Source organism: Wolbachia endosymbiont (group A) of Rhinocyllus conicus (assembly GCF_947250775.1).
Taxonomy (GTDB): Bacteria; Pseudomonadota; Alphaproteobacteria; order Rickettsiales; family Anaplasmataceae; genus Wolbachia.
Window position 1 is genome coordinate 624,837 of sequence record NZ_OX366349.1, and the last position, 25,388, is coordinate 650,224.

Consider the following 25,388-nt stretch of genomic DNA (forward strand, 5'->3'; position numbering starts at 1 on the left):
ATGTTGTGAAGACATAAGGTGCACATAGTGCAAAAAATTAAAAATAAGACGCCAACTACGTTGTTTTCTTGCTGTTTAATCTGCACAGATGAAGATAACTGAATACCTTCGGTACCATGATAAGAGGGCTGGCGGAGTTTGTCAAGGAAGTTTTTTCGTTTCTATTCCCAATGTTATATGGTTATGCAAGAAGTCTATTATATTTCCTTACCCATTTGCTTAACTTTCTCTCTACTTTTTTTGAATAAGGTCACTATTGGCATGACAAACATTCATCGTAGTCAATATCTGTTTTGTGTTGCAATATTTCACTTTTTTTGAATATGTCATGCGAAACCTTGTCAGCTCTCTGCATTGATTGTGATCTGCAGTAATATAAGCTCTTCAATCCTTTTTTCCAGGCAAGCATGTGTATTTTATGCAAGTAACGTTTGTGTATGTTGGCAGGCAAGAACAGATTGACTGATTGAGACTGACAAACATACGGAGTTCTATCACTTGCATGTTCTATAATCCATCTTTGATCAAGCTCGTACGCTGTTTTAAATGTCAATTTTTCATGCTCACTAAGAAAATCTAAATGCTGAACGGAACCCTCGTTTGTCGAAATTGAAGACCATATTTTATCATTGTCTTGATTTTTTTCTGCTAATAGTTTTTGCAAGAATTTATTTCGCACTACAAATGAGCCTGTCAGTGTCTTTTGTATGAATACGTTTGCTGCATATGGCTCTATTCCAGGAGAGGTATTGCCTGCAATAATGGAGATTGAGGCAGTTGGAGCAATAGCGAGCTTGTGTGTAAACCTTTCCATTAGATCAACTTCTTTGGCATCAGGACATGCCCCCTTTTCCTCTGCTAATTTTTTAGAAACTATATCTGCTTGCTCACGTAAATACTTAAATATTTTTTTATTCCATTGTTGTGCTATTACTGATTCAAAAGGAACCATTTTGCTTTGTAAAAATGAATGAAAACCCATCACACCAAGACCAATACTGCGTTCTCTGGCTGCAGAATATTTTGCTCGCTGCATTTCATTCGGTGCTTTATTTATGAAATCTTCCAATACATTATCAAGAAAGCGCATTATATCTTCTATGAAGAGTTTATTGTCTTTCCATTCTTCGTAGTACTCAAGGTTTACGGATGATAGACAACACACAGCAGTGCGTGACTTATTCAGGTGATCATAACCTGTAGTTAAAGTTATTTCACTGCATAGATTTGACATCTTGATGTCTAAGTTGAGCTTTTTGTAAGATTCTGGCTTATTGTTATTTGTTGCATCAAGGAAAATAATGTAAGGTTCTCCAGTTTCAACTCTTGCTGTTAATATTTTGACCCATATGTCGCGTGCTTTTACGGTTGAAATAACCTTGTTGTTGTGAGGGCTTATTAAATTCCATTCTTGATCATTCTCAACAGCTTGCATAAATTTGTCTGTTACTATTACAGCATGATGTATATTTAACGCTTTGCGATTTGGGTCACCGCCTGTTGGCTTGCGTAAATCCAGAAACTCTTCTATTTCCGGATGAGATACAGGAAGATAAACTGCTGAACTTCCTCGCCTTAAGGATCCCTGACTAATTGCAAGCGTTAGAGCGTTTTGTACCACAATAAATGGTACAATTCCTGATGTTTTACCACTACCTTTTACACTTTCACCAATTGAACGTAAATTTCCCCAATAACTACCTATGCCTCCTCCACGTGCAGCAAGCCAAACATTTTCATTCCATAAGTCAACTATTCCCTGCAAGCTGTCTTCGGTTTCATTAAGAAAGCAAGAGATAGGCAACCCTCTCTTGGTGCCACCATTGCTGAGTATTGGTGTTGAAGGCATGAACCACAAGTTGCTCATGTAGTCATAAAGACGCTGCGCATGTTCTTTGTTATCAGAATAGTAATTAGCAATACGTGCAAAGAGGTCTTGGTAACTTTCATTTTCTATTAAATACCTGTCTGATAGAACTGCTTTTCCAAAATCGGTTAATTTGCTATCCTTTGCGTAATTAATAGTAATGTTATTCATAAAATTCCTTTTATCCTTTTATTATATATAGATACTTAAAAGCCACTTTGAGCGATTTTTAAGTTAGGTTTTTCGGATTTTCTTGTTGATGCTGTAATGCAAACAAGATACCGTCAACCTGACTGCCATATATTTTACAGTAACTCATATAACTTATCTGCATATTTATTTTTTTTGCAACATGTTGAACATAACTTTCTGAGTGACGAAAATAGTCTCCTTTGTTTACAAAGTCAATACCTTCACCTTCCTTTCTTCTTATTAAACATATAATAACCCCTTTTTTGCTCGTAGATCTTTTTGCTAATTCCAATTCTTCTTGAAAGTCATGTAGATAATGTAGCACTTCAGCAAAGATAATTACATCATACTGCTGGTTTTTCTTTTGTTTAAGAAACTCTTTCATTTCCATATGTATTAATTCATTGTAAACAGACTTACCTTTTATAAAGCATCCTCTTGCGATATTTAGCATTCTACTTGAAATGTCAATTCCTGTTATGTGGCTTCCAGTACTATTTATTTTCAAGAAATGACCACATATTCCAGTCCCACAACCAAGGTCAAGTATATTGAGCTCAGAAGTGGAGTTGTTGAAGATTTTTGTAATTATCATGTGTACAAGTTCATGCCCTCTATACTGTTTAGCAATCAACCAATGCTCAACAAAATATTCACCTGTGTAATCAAAATATTGTCTTATGAGGTTTTTTGGCAATTCTGTAATAGGCGCTGAGTTTGTCATTTTTTTTATATAGTAAGATGCCTCCTCGTGATCACTATCTAATTTTAGTGTCTGTGTTAAATAATTATAAGCTTTATTAGTATTCCCTACCGCAAAATGACACCTTCCGATGTTATACCAGACTATGGGTAAATGGGGGTAAAATATGCTAATTAACCAAAATCGTAACTTTGCATCTGATATGCTACCTTTATAAAAGTGATATAAACCGATTTCAATGTTGGTATTTAACAGGTTCTTAGATTTTTTAAGAAGCACTGTCATTTCTTTATGAAGAGTATTATATTTATTCACAATGAAGTGTTTTACTTTCTTAATATTTAATACACCAATGAGCTTAGACATACAATTTAAAGCAACGTTTTTTATAAAAGAGAGATTACTTTTCATACATGAGAAATACTCCGAATGTTCATTATCATTTTTAGGCAATTGATTTTAACACATTTTATCTTACAAAATATCTTTTTTATTAATTTTTACTGTATATATAAGTTTACCGCATATTTCTCAGATTGTACTGTTTAGGATTGCTAGTATATTGTTGTTGATAATATAAGTAAATGTTTTGTGCAAAAAGGCGTTGACATATTATTTATTAGGTTATAATATAAAGATTAATTTAGTTTTTAGATGTTTGACAAGTTTTATGGTAGAGATTAATTTAATCTCAATTCAATTTTAATAATATTTAACTCTGCATATTCTGCATATAGTCGGATAAATAAATTATTAAGAGCACTTGATGGATGCCTTGGCGTTAAGAGGCGATGAAGGACGTGGCAGGCTGCGATAAGCTGTGGGGAATTGTCAACAAATTTTGATCCGCAGATTTCCGAATGGGGAAACCCAACTAGCTTAGCTAGTTATTACATACTAAGTATGTAAAGCAAACTTGGTGAACTGAAATATCTAAGTAGCCAAAGGAAAAGAAATCAACCGAGATTCTGTTAGTAGTGACGAGCGAAAGCGGAAAAGGCTAGTGATTTAAGAATAAGAATTAGAATACTCTGGAAATAGTAACCATAGAAGGTGATAGTCCTGTATAAGTAGAAAGTTTTTAAATCCTTGAGTAGAGCGGGGCACGTGAAATCCTGTTTGAATATGGGGGGACCATCCTCCAAGCCTAAATACTCCTTAACGACCGATAGTGAACAAGTACCGTGAGGGAAAGGTGAAAAGAACCCCGGGAGGGGAGTGAAATAGAATCTGAAATCAAGTGCTTACAAACAGTTGGAGCTCTATATCAATTTATTGATATTTAGAGTGACAGCGTACCTTTTGCATAATGGGTCAGCGAGTTAATCTATGAAGCAAGCTTAAGCCGTTAGGTGTAGGCGTAGCGAAAGCAAGTCTGAATAGGGCGTTTTAGTTTTATGGATTAGACCCGAAACCAAGTGATCTAGTCATGACCAGATTGAAGGTGTGGTAAAACACACTGGAGGATCGAACCAGTTAATGTTGCAACATTATTGGATGAGTTGTGATTAGGGGTGAAAGGCCAATCAAACTTGGAAATAGCTGGTTCTCCGCGAAATCTATTTAGGTAGAGCGTTGTATGTATGTTGTTGGGGGTAGAGCACTGGATAGACTAGGGGGATTCACCGTCTTACCAAATCTAACTAAACTCCGAATACCAACAATTAATTATACAGCAGGCACACTACGGGTGCTAAGTCCGTGGTGGAAAGGGAAACAACCCAGATCACTATCTAAGGTCCCAAAATTACAGCTAAGTGGGGAAGGAAGTAGAAAAACCATTACAGCTAGGAGGTTGGCTTGGAAGCAGCCATCCTTTAAAGAAAGCGTAACAGCTCACTTGTCTAAATAAGTTTTTCTGCGCCGAAAATGTACCGGGGCTAAAGCTGTATACCGAAGATGTGAGTGCTTATTGATTTCGATCAATAGGCGCGGTAGCGGAGCGTTCCGTAAGTCTGTGAAGGTGGTTTGTGAAAACTGCTGGAGATATCGGAAGTGAGAATGCTGACATAAGTAGCGTAAAAGAGTGTGAAAAACACTCTCACCAAAAATCTAAGGGTTCCTACGTTAAGTTAATCTGCGTAGGGTTAGTCGGTTCCTAAGGCGAGTCCGTAAAGGAGTAGTCGATGGCAATTAGGTTAATATTCCTAAACCTCTTAAGTGTGACGGGTTTCGTATTTGTATAGATCTTATTGGATTGATCTATGCTTAAAAGAAGCTCCAGGAAATAGCGCTTATATTTATGAGGCCGTACCGCAAACCGACACTGGTGGATGAGTAGAGTATACTAAGGTGTTGAAAGAATGATGTTGAAGGAACTCGGCAAATTATACCTGTAACTTCGGAAGAAGGGTAACCTGCTTTTAGGCAACTATGAGTAGGTGACACAAAATAGGGAGTAGCGACTGTTTACTAAAAACACAGGACTCTGCAAACACGTAAGTGGAAGTATAGGGTCTGACGCCTGCCCGGTGCTGGAAGGTTAATAGGAGGGGTGCAAGCTCTAAATTGAAGCCCCAGTAAACGGCGGCCGTAACACTGACGGTCCTAAGGTAGCGAAATTCCTTGTCGGGTAAGTTCCGACCCGCACGAATGGCGTAACGATTTCTCCACTGTCTCCAACATCACTTCAGCGAAATTGAATTCCCCGTGCAGATGCGGGGTACCCGCGGTTAGACGAAGAGACCCCGTGCACCTTTACTATAGCTTTACATTGCTATTAAAAGTGTGATGTGCAGGATAGGTGGGAGACTTTGAAGTTATGGCGCTAGCTATAATGGAGTCAACCTTGAGATACCACCCTTTACACTTTTGATATCTAACTATGTTTCATTATCTGGAACTAGGACATTGTATGGTGGGTAGTTTGACTGGGGCGGTCGCCTCCTAAAAAGTAACGGAGGCGTGCGAAGGTAAGCTAGAGCTGGTCGGGAATCAGCTTGATAGTATAATGGCATAAGCTTGCCTGACTGCGAGGCTGACAAGCCAAGCAGAGACGAAAGTCGGTCATAGTGATCCGGTGATTCTGTATGGAAGGGTCATCGCTCAACGGATAAAAGGTACGCCGGGGATAACAGGCTGATGGTGTTCGAGCGTTCATAGCGACGACACCGTTTGGCACCTCGATGTCGACTCATCACATCCTGGGGCTGAAGAAGGTCCCAAGGGTTCGGCTGTTCGCCGATTAAAGTGATACGTGAGTTGGGTTTAGAACGTCGTGAGACAGTTCGGTTTCTATCTGCCGTGGGTGAAGGAAATTTGAGAAGGTCTGACTCTAGTACGAGAGGACCGAGATGGATATACCTCTGGTGTACCAGCTGTTATGCCAATAGCATCGCTGGGTGGCTATGTATAGATGGGATAATTGCTGAAAGCATATAAGCAAGAAACCCTCTTCAAAAAGATTTCCCAATTAAGGCCGTGGAAGACTACCACGTTGATAGGCTAGGTGTGGAAGCATGGTAACATGTGAAGCTAACTAGTACTAATAGCCTGATTGATTTATTTGCTTTCTATATGTGTGTATGCAGTGTTAAATATTAAGTTAAAATTGTTAAGTTAGAAATTTTTATTGACTTGGTGGCTATAGCAAAAATGAACCACCCGATCTCATCTCGAACTCGGAAGTGAAACTTTTTAGCGCTGATGGTACTTGAAAAGGGAGAGTAGGTCGCCGCCAAGTTTATAAAAATTTCTTTTTATCGCCTTTTAATAATTCTTTTATTACGAGAAGTCGCTTCTATATTCAAATCTAATAATTGTGGTCTAGGCTTATTCTTATTCTGCTCTAAGTATTGACTTTGCTCAAATGCTAATTCCCATTGTGTACGGTAACTAGATTCTTTATATTCATAAAAATCTTCTTTAACATTATTTGTATTTATATTGAGATTTTTATCTTGTTCTTTTCTACTCTCTACCATTAAACACCCACACCCGTTAATTTATTTTAAAAATTTTACTTATGTTATCATAAAAAATATAGTTGTAAATACCTTAATTGAGATTTTTTTTTATTTTATCTTTTTTAAGCAAATAGTTAGATCTTTTTGTAAGTTTTTATAATTTGCTTGCATAATGTTTCTATGAGTTAGTATTATGTAGTAGTGCCCTATATTGCTTATATTTAAAATGCTAATTTTAGCAAGCATTCGTAATTGCCTTTTTATTTTATTTCTTTTTGCTGCTTTTCCGGCTTTTTTACTGATAGCCAGACCTACTCTAATAGTATGAGTGTACTTTTCAGGTTCTCTTTCTTTTATGGCGTACAGTGATATATAAAGCCCACGATAAAAAAGACTGCTGAGTGCTAACTTATTTTTGAAAGCAAAGGAAAAATCTTTTTTTTTATACTTACTATGCGCATAATTTGTTACACCCTAATGAACGGCGCCTATTAAGGATTTTTCTTCCAGCTCTTGTTGCCATACGTGAACGAAATCCATGTCTGCGCTTTCTTATCAAATTTTTTGGTTGAAATGTTCTCTTCATTGTTTTTATATTAATATAATTATTTATTTTAAATTGTTTTACTTTATTGTCAAATGATGGTGAACTTGTATGACATTTTCGTAGAATAAAATTTGATGCATGGGAAAATGAATTCGGTGATAGTCATACCTGTCCTACTAATCCTTTTATTTTGTTTTAGTAGGTTTCAAGAAGTAAATAAGGTTAAATCTTATCTATATCTTAGTTGTGTATGGATGCTAACTTGGTTGTTAGTACTCTATAATAATTGTTTTGTAACTTTTATTTCTATAGCGTTACTTTTTTTCATGCTTGCTTTTATCTTTAAAAATAAAAGAAATAAGATAATAAAACTTTCGTTATTTGTGGCTTTGGCCATATCATTTTTTATCACTTTATTTATAATGCTATCTATTTTTATTCAATCCATTAATTTTTTTAATAAAGTAGCTATTTCAGAATTCTTGTTTTGCTTGAAATGGGGCCACAATGTAGTCACTGTCAATGAAGAGAAAATAGGATATTTTGGTATAGCGCCGCTTTTAGTAGGTACATTACTTATAACTATTATAGCAATGTTAGTTGTCGTTCCGCTTGGTTTATTTTCTGCAATATATATTAGTGAATATGCGAGTGAGAAAGTGCGTTATATTGTTAATACAACTTTGCAAGTTTTATCTGCTATTCCTACGGTTGTATATGGATATTTTGCGGTTGTGTTCTTGTCTTTCTTTATAAAGCAGGTAGCAAATTTTTTTGGTTTAAGTATACACTCAGAAAGTGCCTTAGTTGCCGGTTTATCGATTGGGATAATGATTCTTCCTTTTATTATTTCTTTACTCGAAGATGCCATAAGATCTGTTCCAAAAAGCTTGCGTTATGGCTTCATGGCACTTGGCGCAACTCCAGCGGAAACTATATGGCATATAACAATACCTTATGCAATGCCTACAATTTTAAGTGCAATTTTATTGTCAATTTCAAGAGTGATAGGTGAAACAATGATTGTGCTAATGGCTGTGGGAATCAACGCAAATTTGACTTTTAACCCTCTTAATTCAGTTACTACCATTACCGTGCAGATCGCTACATTACTTACCGGAGATCAGGATTTCAATAGTGTACAAACTCTTGCTGCTTATGCGCTTAGTTTAGTATTGTTTATTATTACTTGGCTATTAAATGCATTTGCATTGTTTGTAATGAAGCGTAACTAGTAAGCGTTTTAATGTTGCAAAATTTCTATTAATAATATAAGATTTATTTTCTTTAGAAGTTCTTTTATGGAATTATAGTGTTGGGTGATAAAAATAAAGAGATGAATATAGGTAGAGCGATTAAGGTAACTCAAGCAGTTGTTGATATAAGATTTGAAGGTGAATTGCCTGAAATATTTAATGCTTTAAAAAGCAAACTAAAATATAAGGATAAGGAGCTGGTTTTAGAAGTTTCGCAGCATATAGGTGACAATATAGTTCGTTGTATTGCTATGGATAGCACAGATGGCATGTCAAGGGGGGATGAATTTGTTGATACAGGCGCACCAATATCAGTTCCGGTTGGGCGTTCAACTTTAGGAAGGATTTTTAATGTTGTTGGAGAGCTTATAGATGAGTGTGGTCCACTGAAGGGAAAATATAACTTAGAGCCTATACATAGAGCACCTCCAAGTTTTACTGAACAGAGAATACAGGAAGAAGTTTTAGTTACGGGAATAAAAGTTATAGATCTTCTTGCACCTTATCTTAAAGGAGGAAAAATTGGCTTATTTGGTGGAGCCGGTGTTGGTAAAACAGTCCTGATAATGGAATTAATTAATAATATAGCAAAAGCTCATAAAGGATTTTCTGTGTTTGCCGGGGTAGGGGAGAGAACGCGTGAAGGTAACGATCTTTATCACGAGATGATCACTTCAAATGTAATAAATATAAATGAGCATGAAAAATCTCAAGCTGTTTTGGTTTATGGTCAGATGAATGAGCCTCCTGGAGCAAGGGCTAGAGTTGCTTTAACAGCACTTACTATGGCAGAGTATTTTCGTGACCGTGAAAACCAAGATGTTCTATTTTTTGTGGATAATATCTTCCGTTTTACACAAGCTGGTTCTGAAATTTCTGCTTTGCTTGGAAGAATACCGTCAGCTGTTGGTTATCAGCCAACCCTTGCAACTGATATGGGTGCAATGCAAGAAAGAATAGCTTCAACAACTTCTGGCTCTATTACTTCTGTGCAAGCTATATATGTTCCTGCGGACGATTTAACTGATCCAGCCCCAGCAACTACATTCTCTCATCTTGATGCCACCACAGTGTTGTCAAGGCAAATAGCTGAAATGGGAATATACCCTGCTGTTGATCCACTTGATTCAACTTCTCAGTCTTTATCTGCTGAAATCATTGGTGAAGAACATTATAAGGTAGCTTCTGAGGTGAAACGTATATTGCAAACTTATAAATCACTGCAGGATATTATCGCAATACTTGGTATGGATGAGCTATCTGATGAAGATAAAATTATTGTTGATAGGGCTCGTAAGATTCAGAAATTTCTTTCTCAACCTTTTCACGTTGCAGAAATATTTACTGGTATGCCTGGTAAATTTGTTTCACTTTCTGATACTGTTTCCAGTTTTAAAGAGATTGTTGAAGGTAAATATGATCACTTACCAGAGGCTGCTTTTTATATGGTGGGGAATATAGATGAAGCAATAAAAAAAGCTGAATTAATACAAGCTGAAGCTAAATAAAAGTTAAAGATTATGAATACTTTTAAAGTGCAATTTTTCTCTCCTGATGATCAAATTTCATTCAGTGGAGTGGTTTCTCTTTCAGTAACTGGGCTCGAAGGGGAGCTTATGATTTTAGCTCACCATGCTCCTTACTTAATTTATTTATTGCCTGGTATGATTACTGTTAAAATGAGTAACCAAACAGAAAAGAAGGTTGTAATTGATAGTGGCGTATTAGAAGTTGCAAATAATAATTGTAGCATTATAACAAGTCAAATTCAGGTTTTTGATCGTGCAATTCATGATGAGAAATCGTTTAAAAATAAGAGAATTAGTATATATTTAAGTTATCTTGATGAGAAATTTCTTTCTTAGTTATTTTAGGCAAAAAGTCGGTTATCACTTTCTTGTCATCCAAGTAGCCCAACTTTTGTCATCCAAGTGCTTTTTTTTCTGTCATTCAGTATTCTCTTCCCTGTCATCCCAGTATTCATCTTTGTCATCCCAGTGCGTGACACTGGGATCTAGGTGTAAAAATATTTGTAAATTATGCAATGGGTAATAGATTCTAGGAGCATATAATGTTCATAATAAAAAAAAGATGGATCCCAGTGTCAGCTACTTGGATGACAAAGGAGGGCGTTTGGATGACAAGATTTTGCAAGGGTATTTTTTTTATGGGAGATTAATATGGAAGTTTTTCTTGATAGCGTTGATTTAAATGAAATTAAAGAACTAAAGGAGTTCATTGACGGCATAACAACTAATCCTTCTTTAATAGCAAAGTCCGGGCGTAAAGATAAATACGAGGATTTAGTGCGTGAAATATGCTCTATTATCAAGGGGCCTGTTAGTGTTGAAGTTGTTGCAAATAACCATGCAGATATGGTTAAAGAAGGCCTTAAGTTAGCGAAAATCGCTGATAATGTTGTGGTAAAATTGCCCCTTACATATGAAGGATTAATTTCTTGTAAAAAGTTGTGGACAGAGCATAAAATACCTGTTAACATCACATTATGTTTTTCTCCTGGACAAGCACTGCTTGCCGCTAAGGCCGGTGCTTGTTTTATTTCTCCCTTTGTTGGTCGCCTTGATGATATAAGCTATGATGGCTTATCGCTAATAGAAGATATATGTACTATATATTCTAATTACGGTTTTGATACTAAAGTTCTTGTTGCATCAGTGAGAAGCCCAGCACATGTAATAGAAGCTGCAAGGCTTGGTGCTGATTCAATTACTGTGCCAGCAAAAGTACTTAGACAATTAATTAATCACCCACTTACTGACCAAGGGCTAGCAATATTTGAAAAAGACTGGGGTGCAAAATAATAAACGGTCACTACTCTGAATCGGTTGACAAATTGGACGCTTGATAAGCGTAATTTGGAGCTTCTTGTGTAATGACTACATCATGAGCATGACTCTCTCTTAATCCTGATGCAGTAATAGTAACAAATTTACAATTTTTTTTCATCTCTTCTATATTCCTATTACCAGTATACCCCATTGCAGCTTGCAATCCGCCAATCAACTGATGGATTACTCCTGAAGCTGGACCTTTGAATGGAACTCTTCCTTCCACTCCTTGTGGAACTAATTTTAGTTTTGAATCTTTATCTTGAAAATAACGGCTAGCTGAACCTCGTTTCATTGCACTAATAGATCCCATTCCTCGATAGCCTTTATATGCTCTGCCCTTATACATGATAATCTCACCTGGGCTTTCGTCAGTGCCAGCAAAAATCGAACCAATCATCACAGAGTCAGCACCAGCTGCAATAGCTTTTGCAACATCTCCTGAGTATTTTACCCCACCATCAGCAATTAGTCTGACGTTTCTTGCTCTACACGCCTCTGCAACATTCTTGATTGCAGAGAATTGTGGCACACCAACACCTGTAACTATTCTGGTTGTACAGATTGATCCTGGTCCTATTCCGACCTTCACTGCATCAACACCCGCATCAATCAACGCTTCAGCAGCCTCCTTTGTTGCAATGTTTCCGCCAATTAATTGCGTATTAGGATACATCTTTTTTATTTCCCTAATGGTATTGATAACGTTTTCGGAATGACCGTGAGCAGTATCCACAACAACTACATCAACTTCTTCTCCGATCAAAGCTTCACATCTTTCTATACCATCTTTTTTACCAGTGCCAATTGCAGCGGCAACTCTGAGCCGCCCTTTACTGTCTTTACATGAATTTGGGTATCTATTGTATTTTTCAATGTCTTTAACCGTAATTAAACCTATACAACAAGAATTTTCATCTACGACCAAAAGCTTTTCTATTCTATTTTCATGCAACAATTTCATTGCTGAGGCACTATTCACTCCCTGCTCCCGCACTGTCACTAACTTATCTTTTGTCATCACTTCGGAAACTTTTACATTCATGTTCTGGTCTTCAATAAACCTCACATCTCGGTTAGTTAAAATTCCAACTAACTTGAGTTGATCGACTACAGGAATGCCAGAATAATTGTGCTCTCTCATTAATGAAATTGCTTCCGCAACTGTTTTATCCGGTGAAATCGTAATTGGGTTATACACGATCCAGCTTTCATATTTTTTCACCCTTCTTACTTCTAAAACTTGTTCACCTATTGATAAATTCTTATGTATGCAACCTATCCCTCCATGTTGGGCAATAGCTATTGCAAAGCCCGATTCAGTAACAGTATCCATTGCAGAGGATATGAGAGGGATATTTAGTTCTATATTATTTGTTAAATAAGTTTTTGTATCTGCATCGCAAGGCAATATATTAGAATAGGCTGGCAAAAGAAGTATATCGTCAAACGAATAACAAGCTTCCATTTTTTTCATAGGCTTTATTTAAAGCTTATACGCCAATTAATTAAATTGCAATAGGGCTTTTGCAAAATAAGCATTCTACATTATTTGCCAGCAAACAAAACTGCTCAATGGTTAAGTTTTCTGGACGTTCGTTTCCACTCAATTTAGCGTTTTCAAGGACAGTTTCAGCGTGGTTCGTTATATTTTGCAAGCTATTTCTCAGCATCTTTCTTCTTTGAGCAAAAACGGCACGTGTTAATCTTGTTAAGGTTTCCAAATTTACTGCAAACTTTGGGGTAGGCAAAGGATTTACTGTAATTACTGAAGAATGTACTTTTGGCCTTGGAAAAAACTCTTTAGGTTCAATATCAAATTCCTTTTTTATATCACATAGTAACTGGCTTAGCACTGATAAGGAACCATAATCTTTAGAATTGGGTCTTGCCGTAATGCGATCTGCTACCTCTTTTTGAAACATTAATGTCAAGTTCGTAAAAAATTTTATATTATTTAACCACTTTAAAAATAACACTACCGAGATATTGTAAGGCAAGTTAGCAATAACTTTGACTGGGCGCTCTATCAGCTCTTCTTCTATAACATGCAGTGCATCCGCTTCTATAATTCTATACTTTCCTTGATGCTCATTTAGCAGTTGGTCATGGTGTTTTACTAAATCTCTATCTTTTTCTATAGAAAGTAGAGACTTTGGATTATGCACCAATATTTCTCTTGTTAATGCACCATATCCAGGACCAATCTCAATGACGTTAAAATTCTCTAGATTGCCAGCTAAAACGACTATTCTTTTTATTATCTCACTCGATAAAATAAAATTTTGCCCTAGACTCTTTTTTGGCTTCAGTAAAAATTTTCTCATATTATTTTCATTATACAGTATTTTAAAAATCAGTTGACTAAAATCCATTGATAATTGTATATTATTAATGTGTTTAACGCCGGCTTAGCTCAATTGGTAGAGCAACTGACTTGTAATCAGTAGGTTGTCAGTTCAAGTCCGACAGCCGGCACTCTCGCCCATATAAGTAAAGTTGATGTCCTTTTTAATAGTAGCAAATTGGAAGATGAATGGAACACGGTCTTCATTTGTTGACTTTATAGGCAAACTTAATAACAAGAACAATGAGATTGCTTCTAGACTAGTGATTTGTCCACCATTTACCGCATTTTCAGACAGTATAGAGTTGAGCGATAATATTAATATAGGAGCACAGAATTGCCATTATAAAAAATCTGGTTCTTACACAGGTGAAATTAGCGCAGAAATGTTAAAGGAATTAGGGTGTACTTACGTAATACTTGGGCATTCTGAAAGGGCTAACGAAACAGATAGTGAAATAAAACTTAAGTCGGAAATAGCAATAGAATCAGGCTTACACCCAATTATCTGTGTAGGTGAAAATTCAGAAGATTATAAGAATGAAAAAACAAAAGAAGTAATAGAATATCAATGCAAAAAACGTTTGCCAACACACGGTGAATATACCGTAGCATATGAGCCAATATGGGCAATAGGCACAGGTCATGTGCCAAATAATGATGCAATTGCTGAGGTGATAGAGGTAATAAAATTGTGTACTGGTAAAAAACACATTACATATGGTGGTTCAGTCAGTTCAGAAAATATAGAAAATTTGTTAAATATTTCAAATTTATCAGGAGTTTTAATTGGCAGTGCAAGCTTAGATTTCGATCACTTTTATAAAATCATACAACAAGTTGAAAAAAAGTTTTCTCTTATCAATTCTAAAATCAGCAACTAAGAATCCTATAGCAAATGGCATCATTCCAGTGTCAAGCATATATCTGTACGAACATCTAGTAAAACGACATACTGACCTATAGCTAAAGTGACTTAGGTTTACCGATAATTTGAAAAACAAAAATTCGTCATTCCGCTACTTGTTAGCGGAATCTATGCCAAGATACCGCGGCGGTATGACGTAGGAAAACCTTTCTTGGGTTAGCTATAGCTAAAGTAATCTAGAAAATTAACGATATTTTATTCCCCGGTGAACGCTCTATTTTGTTTTCCAACTCTAGTTCTAAAAGGGCCATTAGAGCTATGTTGGCAGAAAGTCCGCTTGCTAATATAAGTTCATCTATATCAACAGGTACAGAGTTAATATGATCAACTATAACAGATTTTGCCTGTTGTAATTTTTCTTGTTTTTGGTTAACAGAATGGTGCTCAACATCAAATAGGTTTTTTTGCTGCGGAGGTAAACTAAACCTAACACTTTCTATTATGTCATCAGCGGACTCGATAAGCTTAGCACCGTTTTTAATTAAATAATTACTACCACTACAGCGTGAATCTAAAGGGAAACCAGAAACTGCAAATACCTCTCTCCCTTGATTTAAAGCAAAATCTGCTGTTATTAGAGAGCCAGAACGTTTCGATGCTTCAATCACTACAACACCCAGCGATAGACCAGATATAATTCGATTCCTTTGAGGAAAATACTGAGGCTTTGGTTTAGTAGCAAATGGAAGCTCAGTAATTACTAAACCACCGTTCCCAGTGATTTTTTTGTATAGATCAAAATTCTCTTTTGGATACACCACATCAATTCCGCTTGCTGTAACAGCAATAGTGGGATGATTTTTGTATATTACACTGTTTGCTGCGGTATCGATTCCTTTTGCAAGTCCAGAAACGATAACAAAACCAGCTTCGCTTAAATCAAGTGCTAGTTTACTGGCAAAATTTCTTCCATTCATCGAAGAGTTGCGCCCACCGATTATTGCAATTATCTCACGGCTTAATAATGATATATTACCAAACGCAGTTATTACAGGAGGACAACTAGAGATATTTCTTAAAAGATCAGGGTAATCTGGGTCACATGCGGGTATAATTTTAGCTCCAATTCTTTCTGCATTATTGATTTCTTCTCGTGCATCTTGAATGCCATACACCTTATTATTAGCCACCCTATTGAGATATTTTAGCACCTCATCTAGCGATCCATGTGTTCTTAGTATACTAAAAAACTTTATTGGTCCTATAGTTCTAGCCAAGCTTAACCATACTTCTAATTCTTTGTTGTTCAATTTATTTATCTTCATAAAAGGCTTGAATTTCTTATCAATTTAGTGTACCCAAGATAATGCAAATATACAGTGTTTTATGACGCATTTTGTTACAGATAAATGCATAAAATGTAAATATACGGACTGTGTGGAAGTATGTCCCGTTGACTGCTTCTATGAAGGTAAAAACATGCTCGTGATTAACCCAGATGAATGTATTGATTGCGGAGTGTGCATACCTGAGTGTCCAGTAGATGCAATTGTAACTGATGATTCCATAAAAGATATTTTAGAATTAGATGAAGAATTACTGAGCAGCGAACAAAAAACTTTCAAGTTATTTTACGATATAAATGTAGAATACTCACAAAAATGGCCAAACATTACAGCTAAAAAGCAACCTCTCTATACTGCAGAAGAGTATAAGGAAAAAAAGGATAAAACAGCTTATTTTGATGAAAATTTAGAGTAATACTGCTGAAGAGGAAGAAACTTCTTTTATATCTTATCCTGTTTGTCTTTGGTTATTGAAAATGGTCGCATTATTTAGGTTTTTAGTAATATTTAATATTAGATTAATAATAATCTACTTGGAAACAACGAAAGATTATGTTAAATATAGAATTAACGAATTATTATATAACTTTTAGTAGGATGACAGTATTATAAAATTTAGAGGCATCAAAATGGAAAATCACGCTAAAGAGAGTATAAAGCATAAAGTAGTATTACCAAACTCAAAAACAATCAATATTGAAGGAACAAATTTCAAGTATGAAATACATTACGATCAATTAGATGATAAAGATCTTCTTATGATTGAAAAATACGCTAATCATATTTTTCGTGCCTATCAAGAGAAATATGGTTTAGATATCAATACAGATCGTACTTTTAAAGGCTTTATATATAACAACTTAACAGATTTATGTAATGCACGTCCAGGGCATAACACGGCTTATGCAGGCGCATTTTTTCACCACTACCCTCATAAAAGTGGGTCTGTAGCTCATGATTTGACATCAGCGATTGAGTCTACTCTAACTTTGTATAATCAGGAAAAGCGCGGTATTCCTTACCCAGAAGGCAGATACACATTTATAACAGATGTAGCAAAAGAATTAAAAAGCATCAGATTAGATGATAACCAAGAAGAATCAAAGAAGGTGGAATCTTCAGACTCAGGAAGAGAAGAAAAAAGTGGCCAAGAAGAAATCAGTCCAGAAAAGCATCAAACAATTAATCAAGAAGAGTCAAATACAGGGGAGAAACCTGAAACAACAATTAATCAAGAAGAGCCAAAAAGAATAGAACCTTCAGGAGAAGATGAAAAAAGTAAGGTAGAAGGGAAAAAAAGTGGCCAAGAAGAAATCAGTCCAGAAAAGCATCAAACAATTAATCAAGAAGAGTCAAATACAGGGGAGAAACCTGAAACAATAATTAATCAAGAAGAGCCAAAAAAAATAGAACCTTCAGGCTCAGGAGAAGAAGAAAAAATCAAGCTAGATGAGGAAAAAAGTGGCCAAGAAGAAATCAGTCCAAAAACAGTGTTGCCAAACTCAAAAACAATCAATATTGAAGGAACAAAATTTAAGTATGAAATACATTACGACCAACTAGACGAGAAAGATCTCCTTACGATTGAAAAATACGCTAATTATATTTTTCATGCCTACCAAGAGAGATATGGTTTAGATATCAACACAGATCATACTTTTAAAGGCTTTACATATAACAACTTAACAGATTTGCGTCACGGTGCTTATGCAAACGCATATGGTCACCACTACCGTTATAAAAGTGAGTCTATAGCTCATAAGTTGACAGACGTGATTTATCTTACTCTAAATTTGTATAATAGGGAAAATCACGGTACTCCTTACCTAGAAGACAAATACACGTTTATAAGAGATGTAGAAAAAGAATTAAAAGCCATTAGATTAGACGATAATCAAGAAGAGTCAAATACAGCGGAGAAACCTGAAACAACAATTAATCAAGAAGAGCCAAAAAAAATAGAACCTTCAGGCTCAGGAGAAGAAGAAAAAATCAAGCTAGATGAGGAAAAAAGTCGCCAAGAAGAAATCAGTCCAAAAACAGTGTTGCCACATTCAAAAACAATCAATATTGAGGGAACAAACTTTAAGTATGAAATACATTACGATCAATTAGATGAGAAAGATCTCCTTACGATTGAAAAATACGCTAATTATATTTTTCATGCCTACCAAGAGAGATATGGTTTAGATATGAACACAGATCATACTGTTAAAGGCTTTACATATAACAACTTAGCAAATTTGTCTGACGATGATTATGATTCTATTACCGCGGATTATCACGAATACCATTATCACAGTGAGTCTATAGCTAATGATTTGACAACAATGATTTATGTTACTCTAAATTTGTATAATGAGAAAAATTACGGCACTTCTTCCCCAAGAGGCGAATTTATAAGAGATGTAGCAGAAGAATTAAAAAACATTGGATTAGACGATAATCAAGGAGAGTTAAATACAGAAGAGAGACCTAAAACAACAATTAATCAGGAGAAACAGGAAAAAGAATTAAAGGAATCTGATCAACAAGATGTTATAACAACTACTGATCACCCGCTAGATGATTATAATCATGATTATCACTTAATAGGCTAGCAAGTAGCGCTAGCAAAAATTAATCAGGAAAAAGGGTTAGAGGGAGCAAGATGTTATCTGATCAACCCGCCAGATGAATTATAGTCGTGAGAACCTGTTTATAATCTTTTGAGGATAGGTATACAGATTCCAAAATGAACGGTTCTCACAACCTTTAGTTTTTATTGCTGAAAATAATCATAATGTTAAGTTTTTAACATTATTTAATACTAAGTTAATATTAATTCATTGATAAATTTTTAGCTATAGAAGCAGGTTTTTATTGAAGATAAAAGTATCTTCTATATGCTATATAGCAAAACATAGAATGCCCATGATTCCAACTATAGCAATTTTAAGTGGTGGATTTTCTTGCGAGAGAGAAGTGTCGCTTATGAGCGGAAAAGCCGTAAAGAAGGCACTTGATAGCCTTTCATATAATGCAATAGAAATAGATGTTGACAGCAACATTGTTGAAAAGCTTAAAAAGATTAATCCGGGCCTTACTTTTATTGCTCTGCATGGACCTTATGGTGAAGATGGTTGCATTCAAGGTTTATTGGAAATCTTAGGTATAAAATATACACACTCAGGAGTTATGGCTTCTGCTGTTGCTATGAATAAAGTGATGTCAAAGCATATATTTCGATCCCTTAGTATCGACACTCCAAAAGGTTATGTAATTAGCCAAGAAGATCTACTAAAAAATAATATTAAAATCGATTATCCGTACGTCTTAAAACCAATTAACGAAGGTTCTAGCATCGGAGTGCATATTGTTTCCTCATATGAAGACCATTTAAAATTTAAAAATGACGCTATCATACTTGATGTCATTCAAGTAGCTGACACTGGAATCCAGAAAAAAGAACCAGTGTCAGCTACCTCTATGACAAGAGACTTGATGATCATAGAAGAATATGTCCCAGGAATAGAGTTACATACTGCTGTATTGCTAGATGAAGCAATTGGCACTATGGAAATACGACCAAAAAATAAATTCTATGATTATGAAGCAAAGTATACAGATGGATTTGCAGAACATATATTTCCTGCTGAAATTCCTGACAATATATATAAAATGACCTTGGAACACGCACTGAAAATTCATCAATTTTTAGGCTGTAAAACTATTTCCCGCTCAGATTTCCGTTATAATCCCAAAAATAACACTTTAAAAATGCTTGAGATTAATACACATCCTGGCTTTACTGAGTTATCATTAGTGCCAGAAATTGCAAAATTGGCAAAAGGAATCAATTTTAATGAATTAGTTAAAATTATTATTGAAGATAGTTTGCAGCACAAAAATATTAGGGATTTAAGTCATGTTGAGCAGTATTACTAGAAGCCAAAGGAGTTTTTTGCGCAAGTGCGCTTTCGTTATTATAACTGCGCTTTTTTTTACATTAGTACTTTATAGTTCACTTGATAAAATAATAAATCGATTTAATTACTACTTTACTTGGTATAATGACTGCCTATCTAGTTTATTACTCAGTAGTGGATTTTCAATCGACGAAGTAGTCGTGAGCGGCAACAAATTTACAAACAAAAAGGACATTCTAAGTTTGACAGATAGAACGCAACCTATCCTGTATATATCACTTTCAAAACTTGCCGGTAACATACAATCCGTAAGCAGATGGATAAAATACGTAGGAGTTCACAGAATTTTGCCCAATACCCTACATATTAATATAGATGAGCATAAACCGTTTGCTCTCTGGAAAGATAATAACAAAACCTCGGTAATTGATTTCGAAGGCAAAGTGATCGTAGATGACTATCCAGTAGATGATCTTGTTGTAATTACAGGACAAAACTCGTTATCAAACCTAGAATTTGTTAGAGATGTGTTAGAGAGTAAAACTCAATTAAGTGACCACATTTCTTCTTTTGCTTATATAGGGAATAGAAGATGGAATATCATACTTGATAACGATTCCACAGTGAAATTGCCTGAAGATAACCCTTCTAGTGCATGGGACTATTTAAACCACTTACACAATACAACTGATTTTACTTTCAGCGATTGGAGTATTATTGATATGCGTATTACTGATAAAATTTTTGTGAAGAGGTGATCTGCTGTCATCCAAGTAGCGGGATGACGAGCTTATCCTCATGCTGCCGCGAACCGTCATACCGCCGCGGTATCTCTTAGCCGCTAACACGTAGCGGGATGACGAGCTTATCCTCATGCTGCCGCGAACCGTCATACCGCCGCGGTATCTCTTAGCCGCTAACACGTAGCGGGATGACGAGTTACTATACCGCCGCGAACCATCATACCGCCGCGGTATCTCTTAGCCGCTAACACGTAGCGGGATACTTAACCGTCATACCGCGATTCATTCGCGGTATCTCAGCCGCTAACAAGAGATCCCGCTAACACGTAGCGGGATGACGAGTTACTATACCGCCGCGAACCGTCATACCGCCGCGGTATCTCTTAGCCGCTAACACGTAGCGGGATACTTAACCGTCATACCGCGATTCATTCGCGGTATCTCAGCCGCTAACAAGAGATCCCGCTAACACGTAGCGGGATGACGAGTTATTACCCCGCCAACAATGTTGCAAATTTTTCTTTTCTTCTCGATTATTTCCAGGAGAGTTTGGTAGCTCTTTTACACGAAATACCACATTTACGTCCTCAAGGTTAATTTCAATTCTCTTGACTAACGTTCTAATAATATCACGTTTAGTTAGCCAGTCTGCGTTATCAAGGTTTGATGTAATATTGGAAGAAAAGTCTTCTAAATTGGTTACAACCAAAGTTAATTCCTGTTTTAATTTCTTTTGATCGAATATCCTTTTCTTCTCCTCTTCAATTGTTTTTAAACTTTGTTTCATTGCTTTAATTCGTGGTTCAAATTCTTCTTGATTAATATATTCTTGAGCATAACTATCAATAAGTCTAGCAATACCACGTTTTAATTTATTTTCTTGTTTCTCTAGTAAATCGCTTTTTTGATCCCATGATGATTTTTTAAGCTCTGAAAGTCTACGCCTGTATTCTTCTAAAACCCTATTTGGATTTTTCAATAAATGCTTAACCTCTTCCCAAACGGCTGTTTCTAATGCATCTGTACGAATGTGTTTATTATCACAAATTTTATTACCACCAAAACGGTAAGAATCTCTACCAATACAACGATAATAAGCATAATGATCAATTTTTTCTCCTCGCTTATTTCTTACAGGACTTCCGTAATATGCATAACGACAACGCTTACATACGATTAAACCTTGTAGTAAATATTTTGCTCCTCTTTCTCTTGTCCTTGCTATTTTTCTATTCTCAGCTAATTGTTCTTGAACTATATCAAATACATCTTCGTCCACTATATTTGGCACTTTAACATAAATCCAATTTGCTTTTTCAACAGAATAGGTAGAGTAATTATCTTTCGGTTGTTCACAAGAATGTTTCTGTGGTCTGATATGTTGTAACTTTATACCTACTTTTGTTTTACCAAAAGCCGCTTGTCCTTTGTAAGCAGGATTTTTTAACATACCCCAAATCACACTTCTATCCCAGTACTTTTTTCCTGTTCGTGTTATAATAGACATAGTGTTTAGCCGACGACACACTTCCCCAATACTTGTCCTTTCTCTTCCTATCCACAAAAATACTTTCCTAACAACATTAGCTTCTTCTTCGTTTATTTCAAATAAAGCTTGTCCTCCTCCCATATATTTATCTATATAACGATAACCATAAGGAGCTCCTCCCATTACGCTTACACAACCTTTATTAGCTGCATAAATCTTTCCGCGACGACTTCGTTCCATAATTTTCGCTCGTTCATATTCTGCTATCATACCTTGCATTTGTAACAGCAATTGAGATTCTGGATTATCGTTAATCTCATAATTTAAGAAAACCGTTTCTGCTCCTGCTTTCTCAAATTCTTCAAGTAATACCATTTGATATGCATATTTTCTAGATAAGCGATCAGGTGAATGAATGTAAATTCTATCAATTTTACCTTCTGTTACTTTATCACGTAACTTTTCTAGATCAGGACGGACTAGATTAGATCCACTGTAGCCATTATCAATAAATTTATACTCACTTAATAATTTGTATCCATCCGTACTAATTTGCTTCTCTAAAGCTGCAACTTGACTTGCTATTGTATTTTCTTGTGCTTGTTTCCCCGAAGAAACTCTTGCATATAAACTCACTGTTACCATTTGATCCTCCTTGAATCCCATTTTTATGTTTTAAATTTTTTTGGCTTACTTGCTTTGACACGGCTTTTTCATAAGCATCTAACAAATACTTTTCTGCCAACCGGTTAGTTTCATAGCTACAGCTAATCCGTATAGCTAATCTCTTATTTCCCATGAACTTTCCTTGAAATAATATGTTCATATCATTCATTGAAACTGATGGTTAATTGATTGTTGGCACTATAAATAAATGGCACTCTTGTTTTTGGACATAGAAGTTTTCGAGAAATGCTTTTCTCTAATTTTACGTTTTTTGCAACATTGTTGGCGGGGTAACTATACCGCCGCGAACCATCATACCGCCGCGGTATCTCTTAGCCGCTAACACGTAGCGGGATACTTAACCTTCATACCGCGATTCATTCGCGGTATCTCAGCCGCTAACAAGAGATCCCGCTAACACGTAGCGGGATGACGGTTGTCGTTTAGCTACAAACATTAAGAAACTTACCAAATGGAAAAAAAGGCAAAAGAAACCCCGGTTAATATCTATTTTAAAACATTGGCGTTTTTTTTATGTTTTAAACACTTAATAACCGCGACTCAGCTTATGTAGGTAAAAACCTAGAAATGTTGTGAAGACATAAGGTGCACATAGTGCAAAAAATTAAAAATAAGACGCCAACTACGTTGTTTTCTTGCTATTTAATCTGCACAGATGAAGATAACTGAATACCTTCATTATCATAATAAGGGGGCCGGCGAAACTTGTCAAGCAAGTTTTTTCGTTTCTATAAATCTGGATTTCAGCGTTATGCGCTGGAATAACAACGTAAGGTAAATTTTTCAACATCCCAAAATTACAGAATTTAGTCTGTTTAATTAAGTGTGAAAGGTTACGATCATGCTGAGTCATTAGGAAAGATTAGAATATACAGCAGCTATAAAAACTGTTTAATAGCTACCCAAAACCCTTATTTCCCACTCAAGTTCAACATTAAATTTATCCTTCACTGCATCTTTTACTCTGTTGCCAAGGTTTTCCAAGTCAGATGCAGTTGCATTATCGTAATTGAGCAAGAAGTTACAATGTTTCTTAGAGATTCTAGCTCCACCAATATTTAACCCTAGGCAGCCAGATTTATCAATTAACTCCCATGCTCGGTAGTTTTTTGGATTTTTGAATATGCACCCAGCAGTTTTTCCTCTTATTGGCTGGCTTTTATTTTTTTTCTCAACAATTTCTTTTAACCTTTGCAATATAAGCTCATGCTCTGAGTTTACTCCTTTAAACTCAGCTTCAACAAAAATCCAATTTCCTTTTAGGCTATGTCCACGGTAAAAATACCCCATTTCTTCGCTGGAGAATTCATATAGGTTTCCATCCTCTAGGTTCACTGCTTTTATGGATTGTACAACGCTTGCGATGTCACTACCATACGCACCTGCATTCATTTCTATTCCGCCACCAACTGTTCCTGGAATTCCAACTAGAAACTCGAGTCCACTAATTTGTTGCTCTCCTGCAAAGTAAGCAAGGTTCCTGAGCAGCGCAGCACCACCTGCAACAATGGAGTTGTTACCCTTACTTTTAATATATGCAAACTCCTTACCTAATTTTATTGTTATTCCTCGAATGCCACTATCTCGTACTATTATGTTGGATGTTGCACCAATAACGCTAACTGGTAGTTCAGTATTTTTAATCAAGTATGTTAAATCTTTAATATCACATGGTTTAAATAATACATCAGCTCGTCCACCGACGTTTAACCACGTCGCTTTAGACATTAAGATGTCATAACGATAGATTCCACGTACTTTAGGTAAGCTTATAAGCATTTTGATTTCAACTCTAGTCCTGCATCCATACCCATTTTCTCCGCATCTTCTATAAATGAAGTGCGCTCAGTGAAGTATATATTTTTTCCACTTGCTAACATACAACAAAGGTGTAGCATATTTTCGTTCACATATTCAGCCAAAGCTGCAAGTGGTGTAAAACATGAACCATTCACTGTCTTCATAAAACTGCGCTCTGATTTCACTCTTATAAAAGACATATTATTATTAATTTTCTCTACAAGATCGATAATTTTTACATTATTCCTTCTACATTGAATACAAATCGCTCCCTGTCCCACTGCACTTAACATAACTTTTGGTGGCAATACCTCTGTAATTAAGTGATTCTTTTCTAATCTTATGAGTCCTGCTTCAGCTAGAATTATTCCATCAAAACTTTGATTTTGCAATCTAGTTGTTACATTTCCACGTAGCGATATTATATTTAGATCTGGTCTAACATTTAACAACTGAACTTTTCTTCTTATTGAAGAAGTGGCAATAGTAGCCTGCTGTGGCAAAGACTCAAGGCTATTGTGTTTATGAGAAATAAACGCATCGCATGGACTTAGCCTTTCTAAAACACAAGGAATTGTTAAACCCCCTGAGAAAAACGCAGGCACATCCTTTAGCGAATGAACTGCCATATCTATATTATTTTCGAGCAATTCAGCCTCAATTTCTTTAATGAATAATCCTTTACCTCCTATTTCAGCAAGATTTGCGTTTGCGTACTTATCTCCAGAAGTTTTTATCTTAACAATTTCAATAGATAAGTTAGGAAAAGAGTCCAGCAACTTTTGTTTTGCTTCCAAAGCCTGGGCAACTGCAAGCTTGCTTCCTCTGGTACCTATTTTGACTAGCATATGTATGACTGTTTGAATACCAAACCTTAACCT

General features: G+C 35.8%; 22 protein-coding genes, 1 tRNA gene, 2 rRNA genes and 1 pseudogene. 14 read left to right on the forward strand and 12 right to left on the reverse strand.

The window, feature by feature from the left end:
* Positions 1–253 precede the first annotated feature (253 nt).
* Positions 254–2,038 carry a ribonucleoside-diphosphate reductase subunit alpha gene (locus OOK92_RS03170; RefSeq protein WP_264736229.1) on the reverse strand — a complete coding sequence of 595 codons (1,785 nt, stop codon included), beginning with the start codon at positions 2,036–2,038 and terminating at the stop codon, positions 254–256.
* A gap of 58 nt (positions 2,039–2,096) precedes the next feature.
* Positions 2,097–3,173, reverse strand: coding sequence for a methyltransferase domain-containing protein (locus OOK92_RS03175; RefSeq protein WP_264736230.1), 1,077 nt, complete (start codon positions 3,171–3,173; stop codon positions 2,097–2,099).
* Between the two features lie 332 nt (positions 3,174–3,505).
* On the opposite strand from OOK92_RS03175, the gene OOK92_RS03180 reads away from it, so the two are divergent.
* Both OOK92_RS03180 and rrf read left to right on the forward strand, forming a co-directional pair.
* Positions 3,506–6,271 (forward strand): 23S ribosomal RNA (locus OOK92_RS03180).
* Between the two features lie 66 nt (positions 6,272–6,337).
* Positions 6,338–6,444, forward strand: a 5S ribosomal RNA gene (gene rrf, locus OOK92_RS03185).
* 16 nt (positions 6,445–6,460) lie between these two features.
* Here the strand turns inward: rrf and OOK92_RS03190 are convergent.
* The 3 genes and pseudogenes from OOK92_RS03190 to rpmH all read right to left on the reverse strand — a co-directional run bounded on the left by OOK92_RS03190 (position 6,461) and on the right by rpmH (position 7,253).
* Positions 6,461–6,685, reverse strand: coding sequence for a hypothetical protein (locus OOK92_RS03190; protein ID WP_064125319.1), 225 nt, complete (start codon positions 6,683–6,685; stop codon positions 6,461–6,463).
* A 90-nt stretch (positions 6,686–6,775) separates the two neighbouring features.
* Positions 6,776–7,051, reverse strand: a pseudogene (rnpA, locus tag OOK92_RS03195) (ribonuclease P protein component); the annotation flags it as partial.
* Between the two features lie 67 nt (positions 7,052–7,118).
* Positions 7,119–7,253, reverse strand: coding sequence for a 50S ribosomal protein L34 (rpmH, locus tag OOK92_RS03200; protein WP_006279898.1), 135 nt, complete (start codon positions 7,251–7,253; stop codon positions 7,119–7,121).
* A gap of 107 nt (positions 7,254–7,360) precedes the next feature.
* On the opposite strand from rpmH, the gene pstC reads away from it, so the two are divergent.
* The 5 genes from pstC (at position 7,361) to fsa (ending at position 11,292) form a co-directional block, all read left to right on the forward strand.
* A complete protein-coding gene (gene pstC, locus OOK92_RS03205; protein ID WP_264688474.1) occupies positions 7,361–8,449 on the forward strand; it encodes a phosphate ABC transporter permease subunit PstC in 1,089 nt (362 codons plus the stop codon).
* A gap of 101 nt (positions 8,450–8,550) precedes the next feature.
* On the forward strand, positions 8,551–9,978 hold the full coding sequence (atpD, locus tag OOK92_RS03210; RefSeq protein ID WP_264736231.1) for a F0F1 ATP synthase subunit beta: 1,428 nt from the start codon (positions 8,551–8,553) through the stop codon (positions 9,976–9,978).
* 12 nt (positions 9,979–9,990) lie between these two features.
* Complete coding sequence (locus OOK92_RS03215; protein WP_006279902.1) at positions 9,991–10,335, forward strand: F0F1 ATP synthase subunit epsilon; 345 nt, start codon at positions 9,991–9,993, stop codon at positions 10,333–10,335.
* Between the two features lie 55 nt (positions 10,336–10,390).
* A complete protein-coding gene (locus tag OOK92_RS03220) occupies positions 10,391–10,522 on the forward strand; it encodes a hypothetical protein (protein ID WP_264736232.1) in 132 nt (43 codons plus the stop codon).
* 128 nt (positions 10,523–10,650) lie between these two features.
* Positions 10,651–11,292 carry a fructose-6-phosphate aldolase gene (gene fsa / locus OOK92_RS03225; RefSeq protein WP_264736233.1) on the forward strand — a complete coding sequence of 214 codons (642 nt, stop codon included), beginning with the start codon at positions 10,651–10,653 and terminating at the stop codon, positions 11,290–11,292.
* A gap of 10 nt (positions 11,293–11,302) precedes the next feature.
* On the opposite strand, the gene guaB is transcribed toward fsa, so the two are convergent.
* Both guaB and rsmA read right to left on the reverse strand, forming a co-directional pair.
* Complete coding sequence (gene guaB, locus OOK92_RS03230; protein ID WP_264736234.1) at positions 11,303–12,796, reverse strand: IMP dehydrogenase; 1,494 nt, start codon at positions 12,794–12,796, stop codon at positions 11,303–11,305.
* A gap of 31 nt (positions 12,797–12,827) precedes the next feature.
* The gene (gene rsmA, locus OOK92_RS03235) at positions 12,828–13,646 is read right to left on the reverse strand and encodes a 16S rRNA (adenine(1518)-N(6)/adenine(1519)-N(6))-dimethyltransferase RsmA (protein WP_264736236.1); all 819 of its coding nucleotides are present in this window, start codon (positions 13,644–13,646) and stop codon (positions 12,828–12,830) included.
* A gap of 78 nt (positions 13,647–13,724) precedes the next feature.
* On the opposite strand from rsmA, the gene OOK92_RS03240 reads away from it, so the two are divergent.
* A tRNA-Thr gene (locus tag OOK92_RS03240) sits at positions 13,725–13,797 on the forward strand.
* Between the two features lie 24 nt (positions 13,798–13,821).
* Positions 13,822–14,550 (forward strand): triosephosphate isomerase, encoded by a 729-nt coding sequence (locus tag OOK92_RS03245; RefSeq protein WP_264736237.1) that lies wholly within the window; start codon positions 13,822–13,824, stop codon positions 14,548–14,550.
* Between the two features lie 220 nt (positions 14,551–14,770).
* Here the strand turns inward: OOK92_RS03245 and dprA are convergent, their stop codons facing one another.
* Complete coding sequence (gene dprA / locus OOK92_RS03250) at positions 14,771–15,859, reverse strand: DNA-processing protein DprA (protein ID WP_264736238.1); 1,089 nt, start codon at positions 15,857–15,859, stop codon at positions 14,771–14,773.
* Between the two features lie 61 nt (positions 15,860–15,920).
* Here dprA and OOK92_RS03255 point away from each other — a divergent pair, with 61 nt between their 5' ends.
* From OOK92_RS03255 to OOK92_RS03270, 4 genes are all read left to right on the forward strand, one after another.
* Complete coding sequence (locus OOK92_RS03255) at positions 15,921–16,295, forward strand: ferredoxin family protein (protein ID WP_010082601.1); 375 nt, start codon at positions 15,921–15,923, stop codon at positions 16,293–16,295.
* A gap of 214 nt (positions 16,296–16,509) precedes the next feature.
* A complete protein-coding gene (locus OOK92_RS03260; RefSeq protein WP_264736239.1) occupies positions 16,510–18,480 on the forward strand; it encodes a hypothetical protein in 1,971 nt (656 codons plus the stop codon).
* A 307-nt stretch (positions 18,481–18,787) separates the two neighbouring features.
* Entirely contained in the window at positions 18,788–19,807 is a 1,020-nt protein-coding gene (locus OOK92_RS03265; RefSeq protein ID WP_253309944.1) for a D-alanine--D-alanine ligase, read from the forward strand.
* A complete protein-coding gene (locus tag OOK92_RS03270; RefSeq protein ID WP_264736240.1) occupies positions 19,788–20,546 on the forward strand; it encodes a cell division protein FtsQ/DivIB in 759 nt (252 codons plus the stop codon). The genes OOK92_RS03265 and OOK92_RS03270 overlap by 20 nt, the downstream gene beginning before the upstream one ends.
* Here OOK92_RS03270 and OOK92_RS03275 read toward each other — a convergent pair.
* The gene (locus OOK92_RS03275) at positions 20,463–20,711 is read right to left on the reverse strand and encodes a hypothetical protein (RefSeq protein ID WP_264736241.1); all 249 of its coding nucleotides are present in this window, start codon (positions 20,709–20,711) and stop codon (positions 20,463–20,465) included. The two genes, OOK92_RS03270 and OOK92_RS03275, sit on opposite strands and share 84 nt — an antisense overlap.
* A 262-nt stretch (positions 20,712–20,973) precedes the next feature.
* Entirely contained in the window at positions 20,974–22,686 is a 1,713-nt protein-coding gene (locus OOK92_RS03280; protein WP_264736242.1) for a recombinase family protein, read from the reverse strand.
* Between the two features lie 208 nt (positions 22,687–22,894).
* Here OOK92_RS03280 and OOK92_RS03285 point away from each other — a divergent pair, with 208 nt between their 5' ends.
* Positions 22,895–23,029, forward strand: coding sequence for a hypothetical protein (locus OOK92_RS03285; RefSeq protein ID WP_264736243.1), 135 nt, complete (start codon positions 22,895–22,897; stop codon positions 23,027–23,029).
* Positions 23,030–23,598: 569 nt separating this feature from the next.
* On the opposite strand, the gene murB is transcribed toward OOK92_RS03285, so the two are convergent.
* Complete coding sequence (gene murB, locus OOK92_RS03290; RefSeq protein ID WP_264736244.1) at positions 23,599–24,486, reverse strand: UDP-N-acetylmuramate dehydrogenase; 888 nt, start codon at positions 24,484–24,486, stop codon at positions 23,599–23,601.
* The gene (hemC, locus tag OOK92_RS03295) at positions 24,477–25,355 is read right to left on the reverse strand and encodes a hydroxymethylbilane synthase (RefSeq protein WP_264736245.1); all 879 of its coding nucleotides are present in this window, start codon (positions 25,353–25,355) and stop codon (positions 24,477–24,479) included. Before hemC ends, murB begins: the two co-directional genes overlap by 10 nt.
* Positions 25,356–25,388 lie beyond the last annotated feature (33 nt).